The sequence below is a fragment of the Bradyrhizobium sp. 155 genome (assembly GCF_023101105.1).
Classification (GTDB): Bacteria; Pseudomonadota; Alphaproteobacteria; order Rhizobiales; family Xanthobacteraceae; genus Bradyrhizobium; species Bradyrhizobium canariense_D.
On the sequence record NZ_CP064704.1, the window covers coordinates 5665209 to 5683757 of the forward strand.

18 protein-coding genes are annotated in these 18549 nt (G+C 64.4%); 7 read left to right on the forward strand and 11 right to left on the reverse strand.

Annotated elements, in window-relative coordinates; all coding sequences use genetic code 11:
- Positions 1-153 precede the first annotated feature (153 nt).
- Together IVA93_RS27355 and fabI are read right to left on the reverse strand one after the other, a co-directional pair.
- A complete protein-coding gene (locus tag IVA93_RS27355) occupies positions 154-753 on the reverse strand; it encodes a histidine phosphatase family protein (RefSeq protein WP_018456242.1) in 600 nt (199 codons plus the stop codon).
- 14 nt (positions 754-767) lie between these two features.
- Positions 768-1583 carry an enoyl-ACP reductase FabI gene (fabI, locus tag IVA93_RS27360; protein WP_026233116.1) on the reverse strand — a complete coding sequence of 272 codons (816 nt, stop codon included), beginning with the start codon at positions 1581-1583 and terminating at the stop codon, positions 768-770.
- Positions 1584-1755: 172 nt separating this feature from the next.
- On the opposite strand from fabI, the gene IVA93_RS27365 reads away from it, so the two are divergent.
- Together IVA93_RS27365 and IVA93_RS27370 are read left to right on the forward strand one after the other, a co-directional pair.
- On the forward strand, positions 1756-2244 hold the full coding sequence (locus IVA93_RS27365; protein WP_007594679.1) for a sigma-70 family RNA polymerase sigma factor: 489 nt from the start codon (positions 1756-1758) through the stop codon (positions 2242-2244).
- Between the two features lie 106 nt (positions 2245-2350).
- Positions 2351-3121: an anti-sigma factor family protein gene (locus IVA93_RS27370; RefSeq protein WP_085352549.1), complete on the forward strand. Its 771-nt coding sequence runs from the start codon at positions 2351-2353 to the stop codon at positions 3119-3121.
- Positions 3122-3449: 328 nt separating this feature from the next.
- On the opposite strand, the gene IVA93_RS27375 is transcribed toward IVA93_RS27370, so the two are convergent.
- Complete coding sequence (locus IVA93_RS27375) at positions 3450-4415, reverse strand: DnaJ C-terminal domain-containing protein (RefSeq protein ID WP_018456238.1); 966 nt, start codon at positions 4413-4415, stop codon at positions 3450-3452.
- A 109-nt stretch (positions 4416-4524) separates the two neighbouring features.
- Positions 4525-4932 carry an RT0821/Lpp0805 family surface protein gene (locus tag IVA93_RS27380; protein WP_018456237.1) on the reverse strand — a complete coding sequence of 136 codons (408 nt, stop codon included), beginning with the start codon at positions 4930-4932 and terminating at the stop codon, positions 4525-4527.
- 113 nt (positions 4933-5045) lie between these two features.
- On the opposite strand from IVA93_RS27380, the gene pdxH reads away from it, so the two are divergent.
- The gene (gene pdxH, locus IVA93_RS27385) at positions 5046-5687 is read left to right on the forward strand and encodes a pyridoxamine 5'-phosphate oxidase (RefSeq protein WP_018456236.1); all 642 of its coding nucleotides are present in this window, start codon (positions 5046-5048) and stop codon (positions 5685-5687) included.
- Between the two features lie 97 nt (positions 5688-5784).
- Positions 5785-6537 carry an SDR family NAD(P)-dependent oxidoreductase gene (locus IVA93_RS27390; protein ID WP_026233115.1) on the forward strand — a complete coding sequence of 251 codons (753 nt, stop codon included), beginning with the start codon at positions 5785-5787 and terminating at the stop codon, positions 6535-6537.
- Positions 6538-6743: 206 nt separating this feature from the next.
- Here the strand turns inward: IVA93_RS27390 and IVA93_RS27395 are convergent, their stop codons facing one another.
- Entirely contained in the window at positions 6744-6962 is a 219-nt protein-coding gene (locus tag IVA93_RS27395; RefSeq protein ID WP_026233114.1) for a hypothetical protein, read from the reverse strand.
- Between the two features lie 186 nt (positions 6963-7148).
- Entirely contained in the window at positions 7149-8126 is a 978-nt protein-coding gene (locus IVA93_RS27400; RefSeq protein ID WP_018456234.1) for a magnesium transporter CorA family protein, read from the reverse strand.
- 334 nt (positions 8127-8460) lie between these two features.
- On the opposite strand from IVA93_RS27400, the gene IVA93_RS27405 reads away from it, so the two are divergent.
- Positions 8461-9147 carry a L,D-transpeptidase gene (locus IVA93_RS27405; protein ID WP_018456233.1) on the forward strand — a complete coding sequence of 229 codons (687 nt, stop codon included), beginning with the start codon at positions 8461-8463 and terminating at the stop codon, positions 9145-9147.
- Between the two features lie 37 nt (positions 9148-9184).
- Here IVA93_RS27405 and IVA93_RS27410 read toward each other — a convergent pair whose 3' ends face one another.
- Positions 9185-10321 carry an extensin family protein gene (locus tag IVA93_RS27410; RefSeq protein WP_247363551.1) on the reverse strand — a complete coding sequence of 379 codons (1137 nt, stop codon included), beginning with the start codon at positions 10319-10321 and terminating at the stop codon, positions 9185-9187.
- A gap of 65 nt (positions 10322-10386) precedes the next feature.
- Here IVA93_RS27410 and IVA93_RS27415 point away from each other — a divergent pair, with 65 nt between their 5' ends.
- Together IVA93_RS27415 and IVA93_RS27420 are read left to right on the forward strand one after the other, a co-directional pair.
- Positions 10387-12015, forward strand: a complete 1629-nt coding sequence (locus tag IVA93_RS27415; protein ID WP_018456231.1) for a fatty-acid--CoA ligase — start codon at positions 10387-10389, stop codon at positions 12013-12015.
- Between the two features lie 242 nt (positions 12016-12257).
- A complete protein-coding gene (locus IVA93_RS27420; protein ID WP_018456230.1) occupies positions 12258-13112 on the forward strand; it encodes a DUF1499 domain-containing protein in 855 nt (284 codons plus the stop codon).
- Positions 13113-13119: 7 nt separating this feature from the next.
- Here IVA93_RS27420 and IVA93_RS27425 read toward each other — a convergent pair whose 3' ends face one another.
- From IVA93_RS27425 to IVA93_RS27440, 4 genes are all read right to left on the reverse strand, one after another.
- Positions 13120-14043 carry an MBL fold metallo-hydrolase gene (locus IVA93_RS27425; RefSeq protein WP_085352554.1) on the reverse strand — a complete coding sequence of 308 codons (924 nt, stop codon included), beginning with the start codon at positions 14041-14043 and terminating at the stop codon, positions 13120-13122.
- A 149-nt stretch (positions 14044-14192) separates the two neighbouring features.
- Positions 14193-15407 carry an acyl-CoA dehydrogenase gene (locus IVA93_RS27430; RefSeq protein ID WP_007594720.1) on the reverse strand — a complete coding sequence of 405 codons (1215 nt, stop codon included), beginning with the start codon at positions 15405-15407 and terminating at the stop codon, positions 14193-14195.
- Positions 15408-15567: 160 nt separating this feature from the next.
- Positions 15568-16644, reverse strand: coding sequence for a 3,4-dihydroxy-2-butanone-4-phosphate synthase (ribB, locus tag IVA93_RS27435; protein ID WP_018456228.1), 1077 nt, complete (start codon positions 16642-16644; stop codon positions 15568-15570).
- A 153-nt stretch (positions 16645-16797) separates the two neighbouring features.
- Positions 16798-18525: a cation:proton antiporter domain-containing protein gene (locus IVA93_RS27440; RefSeq protein WP_018456227.1), complete on the reverse strand. Its 1728-nt coding sequence runs from the start codon at positions 18523-18525 to the stop codon at positions 16798-16800.
- Positions 18526-18549: the final 24 nt, after the last annotated feature.

Genomic DNA, 18549 nt, shown 5'->3' on the forward strand with positions numbered 1-18549 from the left:
CGTAAGTCAGTGCTGACTTAACTCGCCCTGAAATTGGGGTCAAATGCCTACACGGTCGTCATGGCCGGGCTTGTCCCGCCATCCACGTTCTTGGCCCACAAGCGCAAAAGGGCGCCCCGGGCATGACGGCGCAGGACGCGCAAGCGAACCGGCTTAACTAAACTTCTCCAACCGCCCGTCGCGGAACACGTAGACGGCGCCCTGCTCGATATAAAGTTCGGCGGCGCTCGCCGGCGTCTCCAGGCCGAGTGAAACCATCAGGGCCCGGCAGGTCCCACCATGGGCGACCGCGACGGTGTCGGTCCGGAGTTGGTCGTACCAAGCGCGCACGCGGACCTGCACATCGGCGTAGGTCTCTCCGCCCGCGGGGCCCACCGTCCATTTGTCGGCGAGGCGCCGGGCGTAGATGTCGGGATCGGAGGCCTCGCTCTCGGCCAGCGTCAGTCCCTCCCAGGTGCCGTAGCCGATCTCACGCAGGCGATCGTCGAGCGTATAGCCCGCAGTCGGCAGTTCGAGCTTGCTCCGCGCCAGTTCCATGGTCTCTCGTGCGCGGCCAAGCGGACTCGACACGTAGGGTAATGCGGCCTTGTCGCGGCCCTCGCGCTTGAAGAGATCGGCGAGAATGCCGCCGGCCTGCACCGCCTGACCGCGACCGCGTGCGTTCAGCGGAATGTCCTTGATGCCCTGAAGCCTCCCGAGCGCATTCCACTCGGTCTCGCCGTGGCGAAGGTAATAAATCGTGGGCACAGGCATTGCTGGGTGAAAAGTTAGTCCTTCCCGCCGAACGAAATGTCCGGCGCTTCCGGGCGCTTCATGCCGAGCACGTGATAGCCGGAATCGACGTGGTGCACCTCGCCGGTGACGCCGCGCGAGAGGTCGGAGAGGAAATACAGAGCGCTGCCGCCGACGTCTTCCGTGGAGACGTTGCGCCGCAGCGGTGCGTTGGCCTCGTTCCACTTCAGGATATATCTGAAATCGCCGATACCGGACGCCGCGAGGGTCTTGATCGGCCCCGCGGAGATCGCGTTGACGCGGATATTCTTCTCACCGAGATCGACGGCGAGATAACGCACGCTCGCTTCGAGCGCCGCTTTCGCGACGCCCATGACGTTGTAATGCGGCATCCACTTCTCGGCGCCGTAATAGCTGAGCGTGATGAGCGAGCCACCGTCGGTCATCAGCTTCTCGGCGCGCTGCGCCACCGCCGTGAACGAATAGCAGGAGATCAGCAGGGATTTCGAAAAATTCTCCTGCGTGGTGTCGACGTAGCGGCCGTCGAGTTGCTCGCCATAGGCGATCGCATGCACCAGAAAGTCGATCTTGCCCCACTTCTCCTTCAGCACCGCGAAGGCCGCATCGATGGTCGCAGCATCGGTGACGTCGCAATGGCCGAGCACGAGCCCGCCGATCTCGGCGGCGAGCGGCTCGACGCGCTTCTTCAGCGCATCGCCCTGATAGGTGAAGGCAAGCTCCGCGCCGGCCGCGTGGCATGCCTTGGCAATGCCCCAGGCGATCGAGCGGTTGTTGGCAACGCCGAGGACCACGCCCCGCTTGCCCTGCATCAGACCTGAATTCTGCGCCATTTTGCTAACGTCCCGTCGAGCTCCCGGTGAGGTTTGGAGGTACACCAGCCCTCCGTTGCGGTACAGTCCTAATACGCGGCGTTAACGCTGTTTCAAGCGCCGGAATAGCCGTTCCGCTCGGGTGTTATGATCGTTGTGGCGCTCGCGCCGACATCAGGACGTCAAGACCGCAATGAGTGCGTTTCGCCAGAGTGTTGAAGCCATGATCCCGGCGTTGCGCCGCTACGCCCGCGCGCTCACGCGCGAGGCGGATGCGGCCGACGATCTGGTGCAGGATACGCTGGTGCGGGCGCTGCGTTCGGAGCGTCTGTTCCTCGGAGGCGACGTCAGGAGCTGGCTCTATACGATCCTGACCAACCTCAACAAGAACCGGCGGCGTTCGCTGGCACGACGGCCGCAATTCATGCAGCTGACGGAGAACAACCCGGATGCCAGCGGGACCGAAGCCGAAGGGCGCGATATCGAGAGGGCGCTGGCGACGCTCGTCGAGGAGCAACGCTCGGTGCTGCTCCTGGTGATGCTGGAGGGCATGAGCTACCGCGAGGTCGCCGACATCCAGGGCGTGCCGATCGGCACCGTGATGTCGCGCCTGGCACGCGCCCGCGCCCACGTCAAAGCCTCGCTGGAGGGCGAGCGCCCGGCGCTCAGGCGGGTGAAATGATGGCAGGATTGATGCATCGCGCCGGTCGTTTCTCCTGCATGGCGCGGGAAGCGGCGCAGTTGAACCACGAAGAACATTTTGGGCCGCAGAGCCAGAGACGATCGATATGAACGACCGCAAGATCCCAGTGACCGAGGACGAACTGCACGCCTATGTTGACGGCGAGCTGCCGGCCGAGCGCCGCGCCGATGTCGAGGCCTGGCTTGCCGCGCAGCCCGAGGATGGCGAGCGCGTGCAGTCCTGGCGCGCCATGGCCGAGATGCTGCACGCCCGCTACGATTCCGTCGCCCAGGAGCCGGTGCCGGCGCGGCTCGAGCTCGAACGGCTGGAGCGCCGCCCGCGGCACTGGCTCTATGGCGCCGCCGCGGCTGTGCTGGTGGCCTTCATGGCCGGCGGCACCGCCGGCTGGCTGGCGCACGGTGCCGCCAACGCGCCCTCGACTTTCCAGAGCTTTACGACCGACGCACTCGACGCCCACCGCCTCTATGTCGTCGAGGTTCGCCATCCCGTCGAGGTCGGCGGCAACGAGCGCGACCACCTCCAGGCCTGGCTGACCAGACGCTGCGGCTGGACCGTGTTTGCTCCGAACCTGGAGGCGAGTGGACTAAAGCTCGTCGGCGGCCGGCTCTTGCCGGGGCCGAACGGCCCGGCGTCGTTCCTGATGTATGAGGGCGCCTCGGGCGAGCGGTACACGATCTACACCGCCAAGACCGAGAATGGCGCGACGCAGATGCGGTATGCCAGAACGGACAAGGACGGGGCGCTGTTCTGGTCGGAGCGCGGCGTCGGCTACGTCGTCAGCGGTGGCGGCGACCGGGACCGGCTGACCAAAGTGGCGCAGGCGGTCTACGACCAAGCAGAGAAAAGCGGCACCTAGACAACCACGCAAACGCGGTGCCTCGATTCCGACATTGAAAATTTGGAATGAAGACATCGGCGCGTCTCATTATCGCACCGGATGATCACGCGAAAATGAGCAGCGTTCGATCCGCCGATCGACGCGGGCGGCCTCGATTGGGGTTTTTGGTACCGCGCTGGTCCCCCTCTCGAGGCCGCACCTTTTTATCGGCTGCCCCGCCGGACAGCCGACACGTCGAGCACGTGAGCCAAGAAGGGCTACCACGCCTCGGGCATATGATGAGCATCATCTCGATGCACGACGCTCTCAGTCTTTAGGAGAACCCCTCACACTTTCCGGATCACACTTAGCCAAGCCCGCTACGCGGATTGTAGGGGCGCTGCTCCCGCCACTTTTCCATCAATGCTTCAAGCTCGGCGTCGTTCCCGTCCGGTAGCATAATCCTGACGGTGACGAAGAGATCCCCGGTTCCACCAGTTTTTGGCAATCCTTTGCCCTTGAGGCGGAAGGTCCGGCCGCTGGAGGTGTTTTGCGGAACCGAAAGCTCCACGGCATTGCCGAGGGTGGGCACGCGGACCTTGCCGCCAAGCACCGCCTCGTAGAGCGTGACCGGCAGGTCGATCCTGAGATCGGCGCCCTCGATCTTGAAGAACGGATGCTGCGCGATGCCGATCGTGATCAGGAGATCGCCCGGCGGATGGCCCTGAGCGCTCTCGCCCTGCCCCCGCAACCGGATCTGCTGGCCTTCGGTCACGCCGGCCGGAATCTTGACGTTGAGCTCCTTGCCGTTCGGCAGCCGGACGCGCTTCTCGCCGCCCTTCACCGCCTCCTCCAGCGAGACGGTCATGGCGACATTGACGTCGAGATCGAGCCCGATCCCGCCGGTGTCGAATTCGAACTGGGCACCGCCGCCGGCCCCTGGGCGCGGACGCGGCCCTCCTCCGAACATGCTGTTGAGGATGTCCTCGAACGCGCCGCCGCCCGGACCAGGGCCCGCGCCGCCACCGCGGAACGTATAGCTCTCGAACCCGCCGGGACCCGCGCGCCCGCGCGGCCCACCGCCGCCGCCCGGAAAACCCTGGAAGCGCGGCTTGCCGTCGGCGTCGATCTCGCCGCGGTCGAATTGCTTGCGCTTGTCCTCGTCGCCGAGGATCTCATTGGCCGTATTGAGCTCAGCGAAGCGCTCGGCCGCCTTCGGGTCGTTCTTGTTGCTGTCGGGATGGTGCTTCTTGGCAAGCTTGCGATAGGCGCTCTTGATCGCGGCAGCGTTGGCGCTCCGCGGCACCCCCAAGACCTCATAGGGGTCGCGCATCCGTCACGTCTCCTTCAAGAAATCGAATTGTTCAAAGGGCTCCCCGCCCCAACTGAGCCTCATGTGGGGGGCGAGTGGTATTTTTGCAACTAGCCTGGTGAAGCGATTCCTAGCTCCGCCACGGCTTTAGCGTATGAATCTCCCAACTGCCACGGCTGCTTTGGCAGCCCGCGCCCTGGAGCCAGCTTTCGGTGCTGCCATTGACGTAGCTCGCCAGGAAGTCGCGGCACTTGCGGCCGTCCTCGGCGGCATAGGATTGCGCGATCGGCGTGACCGAACCGCGCGCCCCGGTTTCCGGATTCTCCCAATGCTGGCTGGAATCCTTATCGTTCTTGCTGAGCACGTCGGAGGCGGCGTTGCGGGCGAAGGCGAGATCGGTCTCTGTCGGTGCCGCCACCCTGGCCGGCATTGCGATCGAGCCGGTAAGGTCGCTGTCATCGGCCTTGGCGTAGGCACTCTTGTCGTTGCGGGAAAAGCTGCAACCGCCGGTGCCGAGTCCGATCAGAATGATCGTCATGACGAAGCCGAACGGCCGGATCGCCGATAGGCCAACGCGTCCCCATACCCTATATAGGGCGGTAGCAGACAACAACGCGTTTTGGACCGCAGGACGCAACTCGGACCCCAGACATGACCGACACGACCTCGATGAAACACCAGACACCCTTAACATCCGGTGATTTCACCGCCGCCGACGAGCCGTTTGCGCTGTTCGAGGCCTGGCTGAACGAAGCCATCAAGAGCGAGCCGAACGATCCGAACGCCATGGCGCTCGCGACCGTCGATCCCGACGGCCTGCCGGACGTGCGCATGGTGCTGATGAAGGGCTTCGATACCGATGGTTTCGTCTTCTACAGCCACATCGCCAGCCAGAAGGGCCGCGAACTCGCCGCAAATCCTAAGGCGGCGTTACTTTTTCACTGGAAGTCGCTGCGCCGTCAGGTCCGCATCCGCGGCAACGTGACGCCGGTGACCGAGGCCGAAGCCGACGCCTATTTCGCCACCCGTCCCAAGCAGGCGCAGATCGGCGCCTGGGCGAGCAAGCAGTCGCAGGAGCTCGAGAGCCGCTTCGCTTTCGAGCAGGCGATCGCCAAGGTCGCCGCCAAGCACATGATCGGCAAGGTGCCGCGTCCGCCGGGCTGGAGCGGCTGGCGTATAACACCGTCGCGTATCGAGTTCTGGCACGACCGCCCGTTCCGCCTGCACGACCGCATTGAATTTCGCCGTGACGCGGCCGGCCAGAAATGGTCCAAGACGCGAATGTATCCCTAGAATTTTGTTCGAGAATGATCCCTTCGGAAAACCGCTGCACAGTTTGCGCTAACGCGGCCCTCCGGGTCCGGATCATGCTCCAGCCTGAAAGATGTCCATGCCGCAGTCGTCCAATGCGCCGCGCCGTACGCTGCTCCTGACCGGGGCGAGCCGCGGCATCGGCCATGCCACCGTGATCCGTTTCTCCTCGGCCGGCTGGCGCGTGATCACCTGCTCGCGGCATCCGTTCCCGGAGGATTGTCCCTGGGACGCGGGCCCTGAGGACCATATCCAGGTCGACCTCGCCACCCCCGCAGATACCACGCGCGCGATCTCCGACATCCGCGACCGTCTCGAAGGCGGCATGCTGCATGCGCTGGTCAACAACGCCGCGATCTCGCCGAAGGGGGCCGGCGGCTCCAGGCTCGGCTCGATCGACACCGACCTCGACACCTGGACGCACGTGTTCAATGTCAACTTCTTCGCGCCGATCATGATGGCGCGCGGGCTGATCGAGGAATTGAAGGCGGCCAAGGGCTCTGTCGTGAACGTCACCTCGATCGCGGGCTCGCGCGTGCATCCCTTCGCGGGCGCGGCCTACGCCACCTCGAAGGCCGCGCTGGCGTCCCTGACGCGCGAAATGGCCTCCGACTTCGGCCGCGTCGGCGTGCGCGTCAACGCGATCGCGCCGGGCGAGATCGACACCTCGATCCTGTCGCCGGGCACCGAGAAGATCGTCGACCAGCAGATCCCGATGCACCGGCTCGGCACACCGGACGAGGTCGCCAAGATCATCTACGTGCTGTGCACGGACACCAGTTCTTACGTCAACGGCGCCGAGATCCACATCAACGGCGGCCAGCACGTGTAGGCTACCGCGTCATTGCAAGCGCAAGCGAAGCAATCCAGACTGCCTCGGTGAGGACAGTCTGGATTGCCTCGTCGCTTCAGTGCAAAATTGCTTCGCAATTTTGTCGCGAGCTCCTCGCAATGATGATGTTGGAAATTACGCCGGAGAAGCAAGGCGATCCAGACAACGCCGCCGCAAGACCTGGATCGCCCTTAGCTTTCCGTTCCTCAATCGAGTCGAATCCGACGTGACCTCTCGCGTGGCTGCGGAGCGGCCGTGCTGATTGCAGTCGAGCAATCGTCGTCGTTCTCGCCGTCGAGCAGCGGAGCACCACAGTGCCGGCACATGCGCGCCGACATCGACGACGCCTTGCCGCTCGTCGCGACGTGGCGATAGCTCGCCAGATCGATGACGTTGGGGGGCGTCGTTATGTGTTTTTCAACCATGGCTGTTCCTCGCGGCTTACCTGCTCCTTATCGCAGACAAGTTTCGCGCAAACGTTCAGCCCACCGCTCAAATTTTACCGGAGGAATTGGGGCGGCGAGCACACATCGCCGTGCGGCCGCAATCCCGCTCTATTCTGCGACACCAGACACTGTGTCTCTGCGTCCGGCGTAAGGTCTCGGTCACTATTACAGCCACTTCTTCCACTTGAAGATCCAGTACGGAACGATCGCCGCAATCAGCATCAGCACCAGCGCGAACGGATAACCGTGCACCCATTCGAGTTCCGGCATCGACTTGAAGTTCATGCCGTAGATCGAGGCGATCAGCGTCGGCGGCATCAGGACAACCGCCATGACCGAAAACAGCTTGATGATGTTGTTCTGCTCGAGATTGACGACGCCGAGCATGGCGTCGAGCACAAAGGTGATCTTGCTGGAGAGATAGGAGGCATGATCGGTCAGCGAGACGACGTCACGCTGCATGGTCTTGAGCTGCTCGCGCATGTCCTTCGACCATTTCACGCCCTCCACCACCGCGGAAAGGAAGGCGACGACGCGGCCGATCGAGACCAGGCTCTCGCGAACCTTGGAGGTCAGATCGCCCTTGCGGCCGATCGAGATCAGGATTTGCGAATATTGCTTGGCGTGACCGTGGCGCTCGCTCTCCGGCTCGAAAATGTCATGGGAGACCTGATCGATCTCGGCGCCGCAGCGCTCCAGGATGTCGGCGCAGCGGTCGATCACGGCATCGAGCAGCTCCATCAGCACCATCTCGCCGGTGATGGCCGGTGTGCAGGAACGGGCCAGCTTGGCCTCGACCAGCGCAAAGGGCTTGGGCTGGTCATAGCGCACCGTTACCAGGCGGTGGTCGCCCAGAATGAACGTGACCGCCGTGGTCCTCGGCATATCGGTATCGGATTGGCACATCAGCGTCGCGGTCATGTAGCGCGCGCCGTTCTCCATATAGAGGCGGCTCGAGATCTCGATCTCCTGCATGTCCTCCCGGGTCGGGATTGCGATCCCCGAGAGCTTCTCGACGGCTTTGTCCTCGGCCGCGGTGGGGTTGACCAGGTCGATCCAGACCGCATGCTCCGGGACTGCTGCGAGATCCTCGATGACGGCCTTCTTGAGGGAGGACTCGAAGGGAACGAACACAGAAAACATGCACAACTCCAGCAGGGGCCTGCGACAGACTGACAGCGCTTAGCGCGATTCTGACAAGTTGATGATGACAAGCACATTAACGAGCGTTTGCATTTGTGGCGACGGCATGGCCCAACTGTGGCACGGAATCGACACATACGACCGTTTTGCCCAAAAACCGGCTCTGGCCCGCAAAACTTGCGGCAGAAAAGCCACAGGTAAGGTCTTGCAGCGCGGGAGAAGCGTCGTGAGGCTGGAATTGTGGCAGATTTCAACGATAATGGGGCCAACGGAATCGTGGAATTGGGCTTACTCAAGCTCCACGAAGCTTGTTGTTGTCGATTGGAACCAAATCATGTCGTCGCTGAAAGTTACGCTGGGTATTTTGGCCGCTGGCCTGATGCTGTCGGGCTGCATGCAGGCCACGCATTTTGAAGCGACCGACACCAAGGCCTTCAAGCCGAAGGACAAGGAACTCCTTGCCAAGGTTCGGTACGAGAACACCCCGGTCGCAGAGCCGTTCCGCCGCGCCATCGTTGAGTACCACCGCAAGGAATCGCCGGGCTCGATCGTGGTCGATTCCGACAACCATTACCTCTACTACGTTCTGGATGGCGGCAAGGCGATCCGCTACGGCATCACCGTCGGTGAAGAAGCCATGGCTTGGTCGGGCATCGCCAAGGTGGGCAGCAAGACCGAGTGGCCGGCCTGGCACCCCACCCCCGGCGAAATTTCGCGCCTGGGCGTGCCCACCTTCGTCGCCCCCGGTCCGGACAATCCAATGGGCTCCCGCGCGATGTATCTCTACTCGGGCGGCAAGGACACATTGTTCCGCATTCACGGCACCAACCAGCCGGAATATATCGGCGCGTCGATCTCGTCGGGCTGCATCCGCCTGACCAACGAGGACGCGATCGACCTCTATGATCGCGTCAAGGTCGGCACCCTCGTTGTGGTGCTCGAGCCCAAGCATGGCGACTCGCCCTACAATTCACGGCTTGCGCTCGGCGGCAGCCAAACTGGCCAGGCGGGCAGCTACTGATCAGGTACCTGATCTCTGACATTCAAAAGCGCCGGTCTCACCGGCGCTTTTTTGTTGCCGGCTTGTGCGGCCGGGCTTTGTGGCCGTCGGCCGCCGGCTTGTCCGCAGAGGCAGCCGATGTCTCCGCCGCCTCGTCGTCAATTCCTTGCTTCGTCTCGGGCTTGGCCTCGGGCTTCGCTTCGGGTTTGGCCGCGACCTCACGCGGCGGCGCCTCCTCGGGCCGTTCCGCCGGCAGCAGCGGGGCAACCTGCGGCAGCGGATCCCAGACGTTCCACTGGCAGATCCGGTAGTCGTTGCGCCGCTGCGCGAGATCGAGATGGATATGGTCCTCGTGGTACCAATCCGAGCCGGGGCCGAGCACGGTCGAAAAGCGCGAGCAGACCGAATGCAGCACGCGCTCGCGCACCTCGCGCGGCATGGTGCGGTCGGTCAGGCCGATCGACTGCCCGTTAGCGAGCTTGATGGCGCGCACATCGATCGCATTGGCCTTGCCGTGCTCGGACAGCATGGCGCCGACGACGCGGTTGCGGCCGCGACACTCGAAGCTGTCGAAATTGTCGAGATCGCTGATGGTCGAGCCGAGGCTCGCGGCCAGCGGCACCACGTCCTTGCGCACCCAATCGGCGATTGCGGATGCCATGGTGCAGCGGAGGATCGCCGCCGGCTTGACCGCCACCTTGCGCTTGTCCGGCAGCACGATGGCCTCGAGCCGCACCAGATCCTCGCCGCCACAGGCGCCGGGGCCGCGGATATCCGGGATCGAAGGCGCGATCGCGATCTCCTCGGTCAGCGCGAGGCGGCACGCCGAGGCCTGCTTCTCGGGCGGCGGCGCCGCCTCGGCGGGCTTGGTGGCGCCTGGTTTGTCCGCGGAAGGCTTTTCCGCGGAAGGCTTGCCGCCGGTCTCCGCAGGAGCCTCGTCCGATGCCTTAGCCGACCCCTTGGGGGCCTCCTCGGGGCGAGGTTTTGGGAGCGGGATCCTGCCAGAGATATTGGCAGAATGAACCGTGGCGCGCGGCCGTGGTGCAGCAATACCAAAGATGTCCAGCGGGGACCCATATTTGCGCGCCTCTGCCCGATCCGCGAGCCCGAGCGCGACGGTAACCATTGCCGCGCCGACGGACATATAGCCGCGACAAGACCATTTGCGGCGAAAGGCGGGCAGGCTAAAACTCATGACAATTCTTTGGCCCAACGCTGAGAGCGACAATCCGCCCAGCGGCTTCTCGGAGGAACGACGGAATGCTTGGTTTGATGCAAGACTGGCCCCTGCTCTGCCACAGGATCATCGAACACGCCGCCAAGATTCATGGCAAGCAGGAGGTCGTGACGCGCTCGGTCGAGGGACCGATCCATCGCACCACCTATGCCGATATCCACAAGCGCGCGCTCAAGGTCTCGCAGATGCTGGAGCGCGACGGCATCAAGCTCGGCGACCGTGTCGCAACGATCGCCTGGAACACCTGGCGCCATCTTGAGGTCTGGTACGGCATCATGGGGATCGGCGCCATCTGCCATACCGTCAATCCCCGCCTTTTCCCCGAGCAGATCGCCTGGATCATCAACCATGCGCAGGACCGCATCGTGATGACCGACATCACGTTCGTTCCGGTCCTGGAGAAGATCGCCGACAAGCTGACAAGCGTGGAACGCTACGTCGTGCTCACCGACAAGGCGCACATGCCGCAGACGACGCTGAAGAACGTGGTCGCCTACGAGGACTGGATCGCGGAGGCCGACGGCAAGTTTAAATGGAAGGACTTTGACGAGAACACGGCGGCCGCGATGTGCTACACATCGGGCACCACCGGCGATCCCAAAGGCGTGCTGTATTCGCATCGCTCCAACGTGCTGCACGCGATGATGGCCAACAATGTCGACGCGCTCGGTACCAGCGCCTCCGAGACCATGCTCCCCGTGGTGCCGCTCTTCCACGCCAACAGCTGGGGCATCGCCTTCTCCGCACCCTCGCAGGGCACCAAGCTCGTGATGCCGGGCGCCAAGCTCGACGGCGCCTCGGTCTATGAGCTGCTCTCGACCGAGAGGGTGACGCATACCGCCGGCGTGCCCACGGTTTGGCTGATGCTGCTCCAGCACATGACCGCCAACAATCTGAAGCTGCCGGACCTGAAGATGGTGATCTGCGGCGGCTCGGCGATGCCGCGCTCGATGATCAAGGCCTTCCTCGACATGGGCTCGAACGTCCGCCACGCCTGGGGCATGACCGAGATGAGCCCGATCGGCAGCGTCGCGGCGCTGAAGCCGCCGTTCCAGAATGCGATCGGCGAGGCGCGGCTCGACGTGCTCCAGATGCAGGGCTACGCGCCCTTCGCCGTCGAGATGAAGATCACCGACGATGCGGGCAAGGAGCTGCCGTGGGATGGCACGACCTTCGGCCGCCTCAAGGTCGCCGGCCCGGCCGTCGCCAAGGCCTATTACCGGGTCGACACTGATATTCTCGACGAGGACGGCTTCTTCGACACCGGAGACGTCGCGACCATCGACGAAGCCGGCTACATGCGGATCACCGACCGCTCCAAGGACGTGATCAAGTCCGGCGGCGAGTGGATCTCCTCGATCGAGCTGGAAAACCTCGCCGTCGGCCATCCCGCCGTGGCGGAAGCCGCCGTGATCGGCGTGTTCCATCCCAAATGGGACGAGCGTCCGCTGCTGATCGTGCAGCTCAAGCAGGGCCAGCAGGCCAGCCGCGAGGACATCCTGAAGTTCATGGATGGCAAGATCGCCAAATGGTGGATGCCCGACGACGTTGCCTTTGTCGACGGCATACCCCACACGGCGACGGGCAAGATCCTGAAGACCGCGCTGCGCGATCAGTTTAGGGAATACCGCTTCCCGAACGCGGCGGCGTAGGCCATCTCGGACGTCGTGCCCGGGCTTCGTCCCGCCTGCGGGGTCAAAGCCCCTTCGGCGCGGCGACGGCCCGGACATCCGCGTCCTCATGGCAAAAAGACGTGAATGGCCGGTCAAGCCCGGCCATGACGATGCAGCCTTCTGCGGAACTCTTGAATTTGCCCGCCGGCCGTGGTCTCAACGGCCCATCGTCGTGCCAGATCGGCCGGCACCGTCCCCAAGATCCCGGCAGAGCTGACCCGATGGCCCGCAGGTTTTCCGCTCCCTACCAGTCGGAGCCCGTGTCCAGCCTCGCGAGCTGGGCGCGCAATCTGGCCGTGTTCGCCCTGGTAGCGGTGGTGGTCTCGATCATCATCGTCCGGTTCGGCTTCCTGGAGATGAAGCCGGCGCTCGCGACCTTCTTCGGCGGGCTCGGGATTGCCGCGCTCTCGATCCTGTTCGGGCTCGCCGGCTTCGCCGCGATCTGGCAGAACGGCTCGCGCGGCATGGCGCGCATCCTGCTTGCGTTCCTGATCGACGGCGCGATCCTCGCCTATCCCGCTTATCTCGGCCTGCAATACCGCAAGCTGCCGGCGATCCACGACATCACCACCGACCCGATCGACCCGCCGCGCTTCGACGCGCTGGCCCGCCTGCGCACCGGCGATGGTGCCAATACCGCTGTGTATGCCGGCCTCTATTCGGCCGAGCAGCAGCGTCAATTCTATCCCGATATCGAGCCGATCGAGCTCGAGATTTCAGTCGACCGCGCCTATGCGATCGCGCTTCAGCTGGTCAACAAGCGCAAATGGTTGATCATCGACGAGCGCGCGCCGCAGCCCCCGCGCCGCATCGGCCGCATCGAGGCGGTGGCGCGCTCACCGATCATGGGTTTCCGCGAGGACATCGCCATCCGGGTCGTGCCCGACGGCGAGGATTCCCGCGTCGATATCCGCTCCGCCTCGCGCTATTTCGAGAGCGACCTCGGCAGCAACGCCGCACGCGTGAAGAAATTCATCGACGATCTCAACACCGCCGCCGATGCCGACGCACTCAAACCGGTGAAGAAGACGCCGGTGGCGCCGCCGAAGGCGCCGGCAAAGACGGTGAAGAAGTGACGGAAGGCTAAGCGTTCGCCATCCGATAGGTCCCGCCGATCACGGGATCGCCGTCCGTCGCCACCACGCCGCGGGCGACCAGGTCTTCCAGATGCGCCAGCACGGAATAGCCCGCCGCGGTGGTGAGCCTCGGATCGATGCCGATATAGATCGCCCGGACCATGGTCGGGATGTCGGTCTCGCCCTTCGCAAGGCGGTGCAGGATGGAGGCCTCGCGCGCCTTGCGGTGACGGATCAGGAAGCGCACGAAGCGCGGGCCTTCTGGAATTTCGGGGCCGTGACCGGAGAAATACACATCCTCCTCGCGCGCGGCGAGACGATCCAGCGATTCCATGTAGTCGATCATCGAGCCGTCGGGCGGGGCCACAATCGAGGTCGACCATCCCATCACGTGATCGCCGACGAAGTTGAATTTTCGCTCGGGCCAGGCAAAAGCGAGGTGGTTGGCGGTATGGCCGGGTGTCGCCACGGCCTCGAGCCGCCAGCCATCTCCTTCGACCACGTCGCCATGGCCGATCCTGATATCGGGCGCGAAGTCGCGGTCGGCGCCGGATTCCGGGTTGTGCTTCTCGCTCTCGAAGCGCGGGCGCGAGGCGCGGTGCGGGCCTTCGGCGTAAACTGGCGCGCCGGTCGACCGCTTGATCCGCGCGGTGTTCGGCGAATGGTCGCGGTGGGTGTGGGTGACGAAGATATGGCTCACCGTCTCGCCGCTGACGGCATCGAGCAGCGCCGCCGCATGCGCCTCGTCGTCCGGACCGGGATCGATGATCGCGACGTTGCCCCGGCCCACGATGTAGCTGACCGTGCCGGTGAAAGTGAACGGACTCGGATTGTTACAGAGCACGCGCCGCACGCCGGGGCGGACTTCCTCGACGATGCCGGGCTTCAGCGGAAAGTCGCGGTTGAACGGGACGTCGTCGTTGTCGGACATGGCTTGCTCGTACCTTGCTGACTTCGTCATGCCCGGCCTCGTGCCGGGCATCCACGTTCTTCGCGTGGTCTAAGACGTGGATGGCCGGGACAAGCCCGGCCATGACGCGATTGGAGAGTTCAGTCGCATCCCACACTGGGGCGGTTTGCTCAGAAAAACGCCTGAATGCCCGTGATCGCGCGGCCCAGGATCAGGGCGTGGACGTCGTGGGTGCCCTCGTAGGTGTTGACGGTCTCGAGGTTATGGACGTGGCGCATCACGTGATACTCGATCGAGATGCCGTTGCCGCCGTGCATGTCGCGCGCGACGCGGGCGATGTCGAGCGCCTTGCCGCAATTGTTGCGCTTCATGATCGAGATCATCTCGGGAGCGAACTTGCCCTCGTCCATCAGGCGACCGACGCGCAGCGAGCCCTGAAGGCCCAGCGCGATCTCGGTCTGCATGTCCGCGAGCTTCTTCTGCACGAGCTGGGTCGCGGCGAGCGGCTTGCCGAACTGCTTGCGGTCGAGCGTATACTGGCGGGCGCGGTGCATGCAGTCCTCGGCCGCGCCGAGCACACCCCAGGAAATGCCGTAGCGGGCGCGGTTGAGGCAGCCGAACGGGCCTTTCAGGCCGGAGACGTTGGGCAGCAGCGCGTCTTCCGGAACCACGACACCGTCCATCACGACCTCGCCGGTGATGGAGGCGCGAAGCGACAGCTTGCCGCCGATCTTCGGTGCCGACAGGCCCTTCATGCCCTTCTCCAGCACGAAGCCGCGGATCTGGTTGTCGTGCGCGGCCGACTTGGCCCAGACCACGAACACGTCGGCGATCGGCGCGTTCGAGATCCACATCTTGCTGCCGGTCAGGCGATAGCCGTCCGACACCTTCTCGGCGCGCGTTTTCATGCCGGCCGGATCGGAGCCGGCATCAGGCTCGGTCAGCCCGAAGCAGCCGACCCACTCGCCGCTGGCGAGCTTCGGCAGGTACTTCTTGCGCTGGTTCTCGTCGCCATAGGCGTAGATCGGATACATCACCAGCGAGGACTGCACCGAGTTCATCGAGCGGTAGCCGGAATCGACCCGCTCGATCTCGCGCGCGACCAGACCATAGGCGACATAGCCTGCATTGGCACAGCCATATTCCTCCGGCAACGTGATGCCGATCAGGCCGAGTTCGCCCATCTCGTTGAAGATCTCGCGATCCGTCTTCTCTTCGAGATAGGCCTTGGCGACGCGCGGCAGCAGCTTGTCCTGGGCGTAGGCGCGCGCGGTGTCGCGCACCATGCGCTCGTCTTCGGTGAGCTGCTCGTCGAGCAGGAACGGATCGTCCCACTGGAAAGAAGCCGAAGCCGGCTTGTCCTTGGCCTGAGGGCGCGCGGTCATGAAACGTCCTTTCGTCTGGTTCCGTCAAAATTTGCCCGACAAAGTAAAGCGCCGCGGCAACAAGTGCAATTGCGTTGCAGATGTACGGGTCTGCGTGATTCCCGGGGACCCGCGAGGCGCGCCTCGGGGGATGCGCTTCGCGCACCCCTGGATGACAGCGCTAGCTTTCGAGTAGCTCGTTGGCGACGATCTCGATGCCGAAGCCCGAAAGGCCCTTGTAGTCGTGCACCGAGGAGGTGAGATGCCGGATCGAGGTGACGCCGAGATCGCGCAGGATCTGTGCACCGACGCCGACTTCGCGCCACTGGCGGTTGCGGTCGGCCTCGGTCGCGCTCTCATCGGGCAGCGGCGCCACAGGGACACCGGCCGCACCGTCGCGCAGATAGACCAGAACGCCACGGCCCGATTTCTTGAAGTGCTCGAGCACCGCCGCCATGCGCTTGTGGCCGGTGAAGATGTCCTTGACGATGTTCGGCTTGTGAAAGCGTGTCAGGACGTTCTTGCCGTCGCCGACGCCGTTGTAGACGAAGGCGACATGGGCGATGGAATCGAACGGCGAGCGGTAGGCATAGCCCTGCAGCGGCCCGATCGGGCTCTCGGTGACGAAGGTCGAGACCCGCTCGATCAGTTTCTCGCGCACCTGGCGGTAGGCGATCATGTCGGCGATGGTGACGTGCTTGAGCTTGTGCTGGGCGGCGAAGCGGGCGACCTGCTCGCCCTTCATCACGCTGCCGTCGTCGTTCATCAACTCGCTGATGACGCCGACCGGCGGCAGGCCGGAGAGCTTGCACAGGTCGACCGCGGCCTCGGTATGGCCGGAGCGCAGCAGCACGCCGCCGTCCTTGGCGATCAGCGGGAAGATGTGACCGGGACGGGCGAAGTCGTTGGCGCCGGCATTGGGATTGGACAGCGCGCGGCAGCACGAGGCGCGCTCCTCGGCCGAGATGCCGGTGCCGCCGTCGGGCTTGTAGTCGATCGAGACCGTGAATGCGGTGGTGTGCGCTGAGTCGTTGTGGGCCACCATCGGATCGAGCCGCAGGCGGCGCGCATCTTCGCTGGTGATCGGGGCGCAAACGATGCCGGAGGTGTGGCGGATGATGAACGCCATCTTCTCGGCGGTGCAGAACGAGGCGGCGACGATCAGATCGCCCTCGCCCTCGCGGTCTTCGTCGTCGGTGACGACCACGAGCTCACCCCGGGCAAAGGCCTGCAAGACTTCCTGGACGTTATCCGGCATTTCCCAATCTCTATCGGTTATGGCCCGGAGGCTTAGCCGGACTTGAGCCGGGGCGCTAGTGTCCCCGGCGCAACCGCATATGCCGGACCGCAGCCCTGCCCGACGGGCGGCTCGCGTCGGGCCTAAGCCCGGTGAGAAGCCGGCCGGGAGCGGTCAGGGCAGCACTTCGCGCCGCTCGCCGAGCCGCTGATCGAGCTCGGCCCGCTTGTCGGCCAACAGGCCGGCCTGGGCGGCCTCGATCACCGTGAACAGCTCATGGGCGTCGCTGAGCCGGGTCACGGTGACATAGCTGGCGCCAGCCGCGTAGAGTTCGTCTACATCCGACAACAGATCGGCCGTGGCAATGATCATGGCGGTCGGGTTGAGGGTGCGGACGTGGCGGACCAGCTTCTCGTTGCTGGCACCCTTCAGAAGCGCATCCGGGACGCTGAGGATGATCATCTCGGATTTGCCGACGCCGGCATGGAGCAGCGTGTCGGCGCTGCTGATATCGCCGTAGATCACGTGCAGGCCGCGCGACAGCAGCGTCTGGTACACATTGGGATTGAAGTCGATCACGGTGATCTGCTCGAGCAGCACCGGTGCCTGCCGCTCGATCTCGGCCAGCAGCGCGCTCGCCGCACGGAAAAAGCCGAGGATGACGATGCGGCGCGCCTCGCCATGGCCCTCGTGTCCTTCCTCGCCGTGGCCATTGCCGTGGTCGAGATCGCGCAGGCCGATCCGCTTCAGGGGACCGATCGCCCAGCGGGTGATCTCGTCGCTGCGGGTCATCACGAATGTCGAGAGCACCGCCAGCACCACGAAGGCGAAGGAGGCCGCGTTCGCCGTCTGGGCTGCGATGTGGTGGTCGGCGACGCCGGTCTGGATCACCACCAGCGAGAACTCGGAGATCTGCGCGAGATTCAGGGCCGGCAACAGGCTGGCTCGCAGGCCCTGCCTCATCAGATAGAGCGGGACGAAGGTGGTCACGAGGCGGCTCACCACCGTGAACGCCGCGATCATCAGGGCAAGTCCGATCACGGAGAGGCCGGGCACGGGAATGGTCATGCCGAGCGCGACGAAGAACAGCGTGATGAAGAAATCGCGAAGCGTGGTGACCTTGGCCGTGACATCGAGCGCATAGGGAAAGGTCGAGAGCGAGACGCCGGCGATCAGGGCGCCCATCTCGCGCGACAGCGACAGCCGCTCGGCGGTCTCGGCGACCAGGAAGCACCAGGCGAGCGCGCCGAGCAGGATCAACTCGGGGCGGCGGGCGATCTGGTGAAACAGGCGCGGCAGCACGTAGCGGCTCACCAGCAGTGCCGCGGCGACCAGCACTGCGACCCGCCCGATCGAGAGCAGGATCACGCTGATTTCCAGATTGGCAAGGCTCGGCTGCACCGCCAGAAACAGGATGGCGAAGATGTCCTGGAGCACCAGCACGCCGAGGGTGATGCGGCCGGGCAGCGTGTCGAGCTCGCGCTTCTCGTAGAGCACCTTGACGATGATGACGGTGCTCGACAGCGCGCAGGCGACACAGAGGTAAACCGCATCGAACTGTCCGCCCCCGAGCGACAGGCCGATGCCGACGAAGAACAGCACCCCGAGCAGGCAGCCGCCGAGGAGCTGGCCGCCCGCCGCGAACAGGATGACCTTTCCCGCCCGCACGATCTTCTTCAGGTCGATCTCCAGGCCGATCATGAACAGCATGAAGATCAGGCCAAGCTCGGAGATGACGCTGATCGATTCCTGCGACTTGACCCAGCCGGCGCCAAATGGACCAATGCAGAAGCCGGCGATAAGATAGGCCAGGATCAGCGGTTGCCTGGAGAAGTGGGCAAGCAGGCCCAGCATCCAGGCAAACAGGATACAGAGAGTGATGTCGCGAATGAGCTCGTGCATGCCAGATTGGTCCGTTTTGCCGCA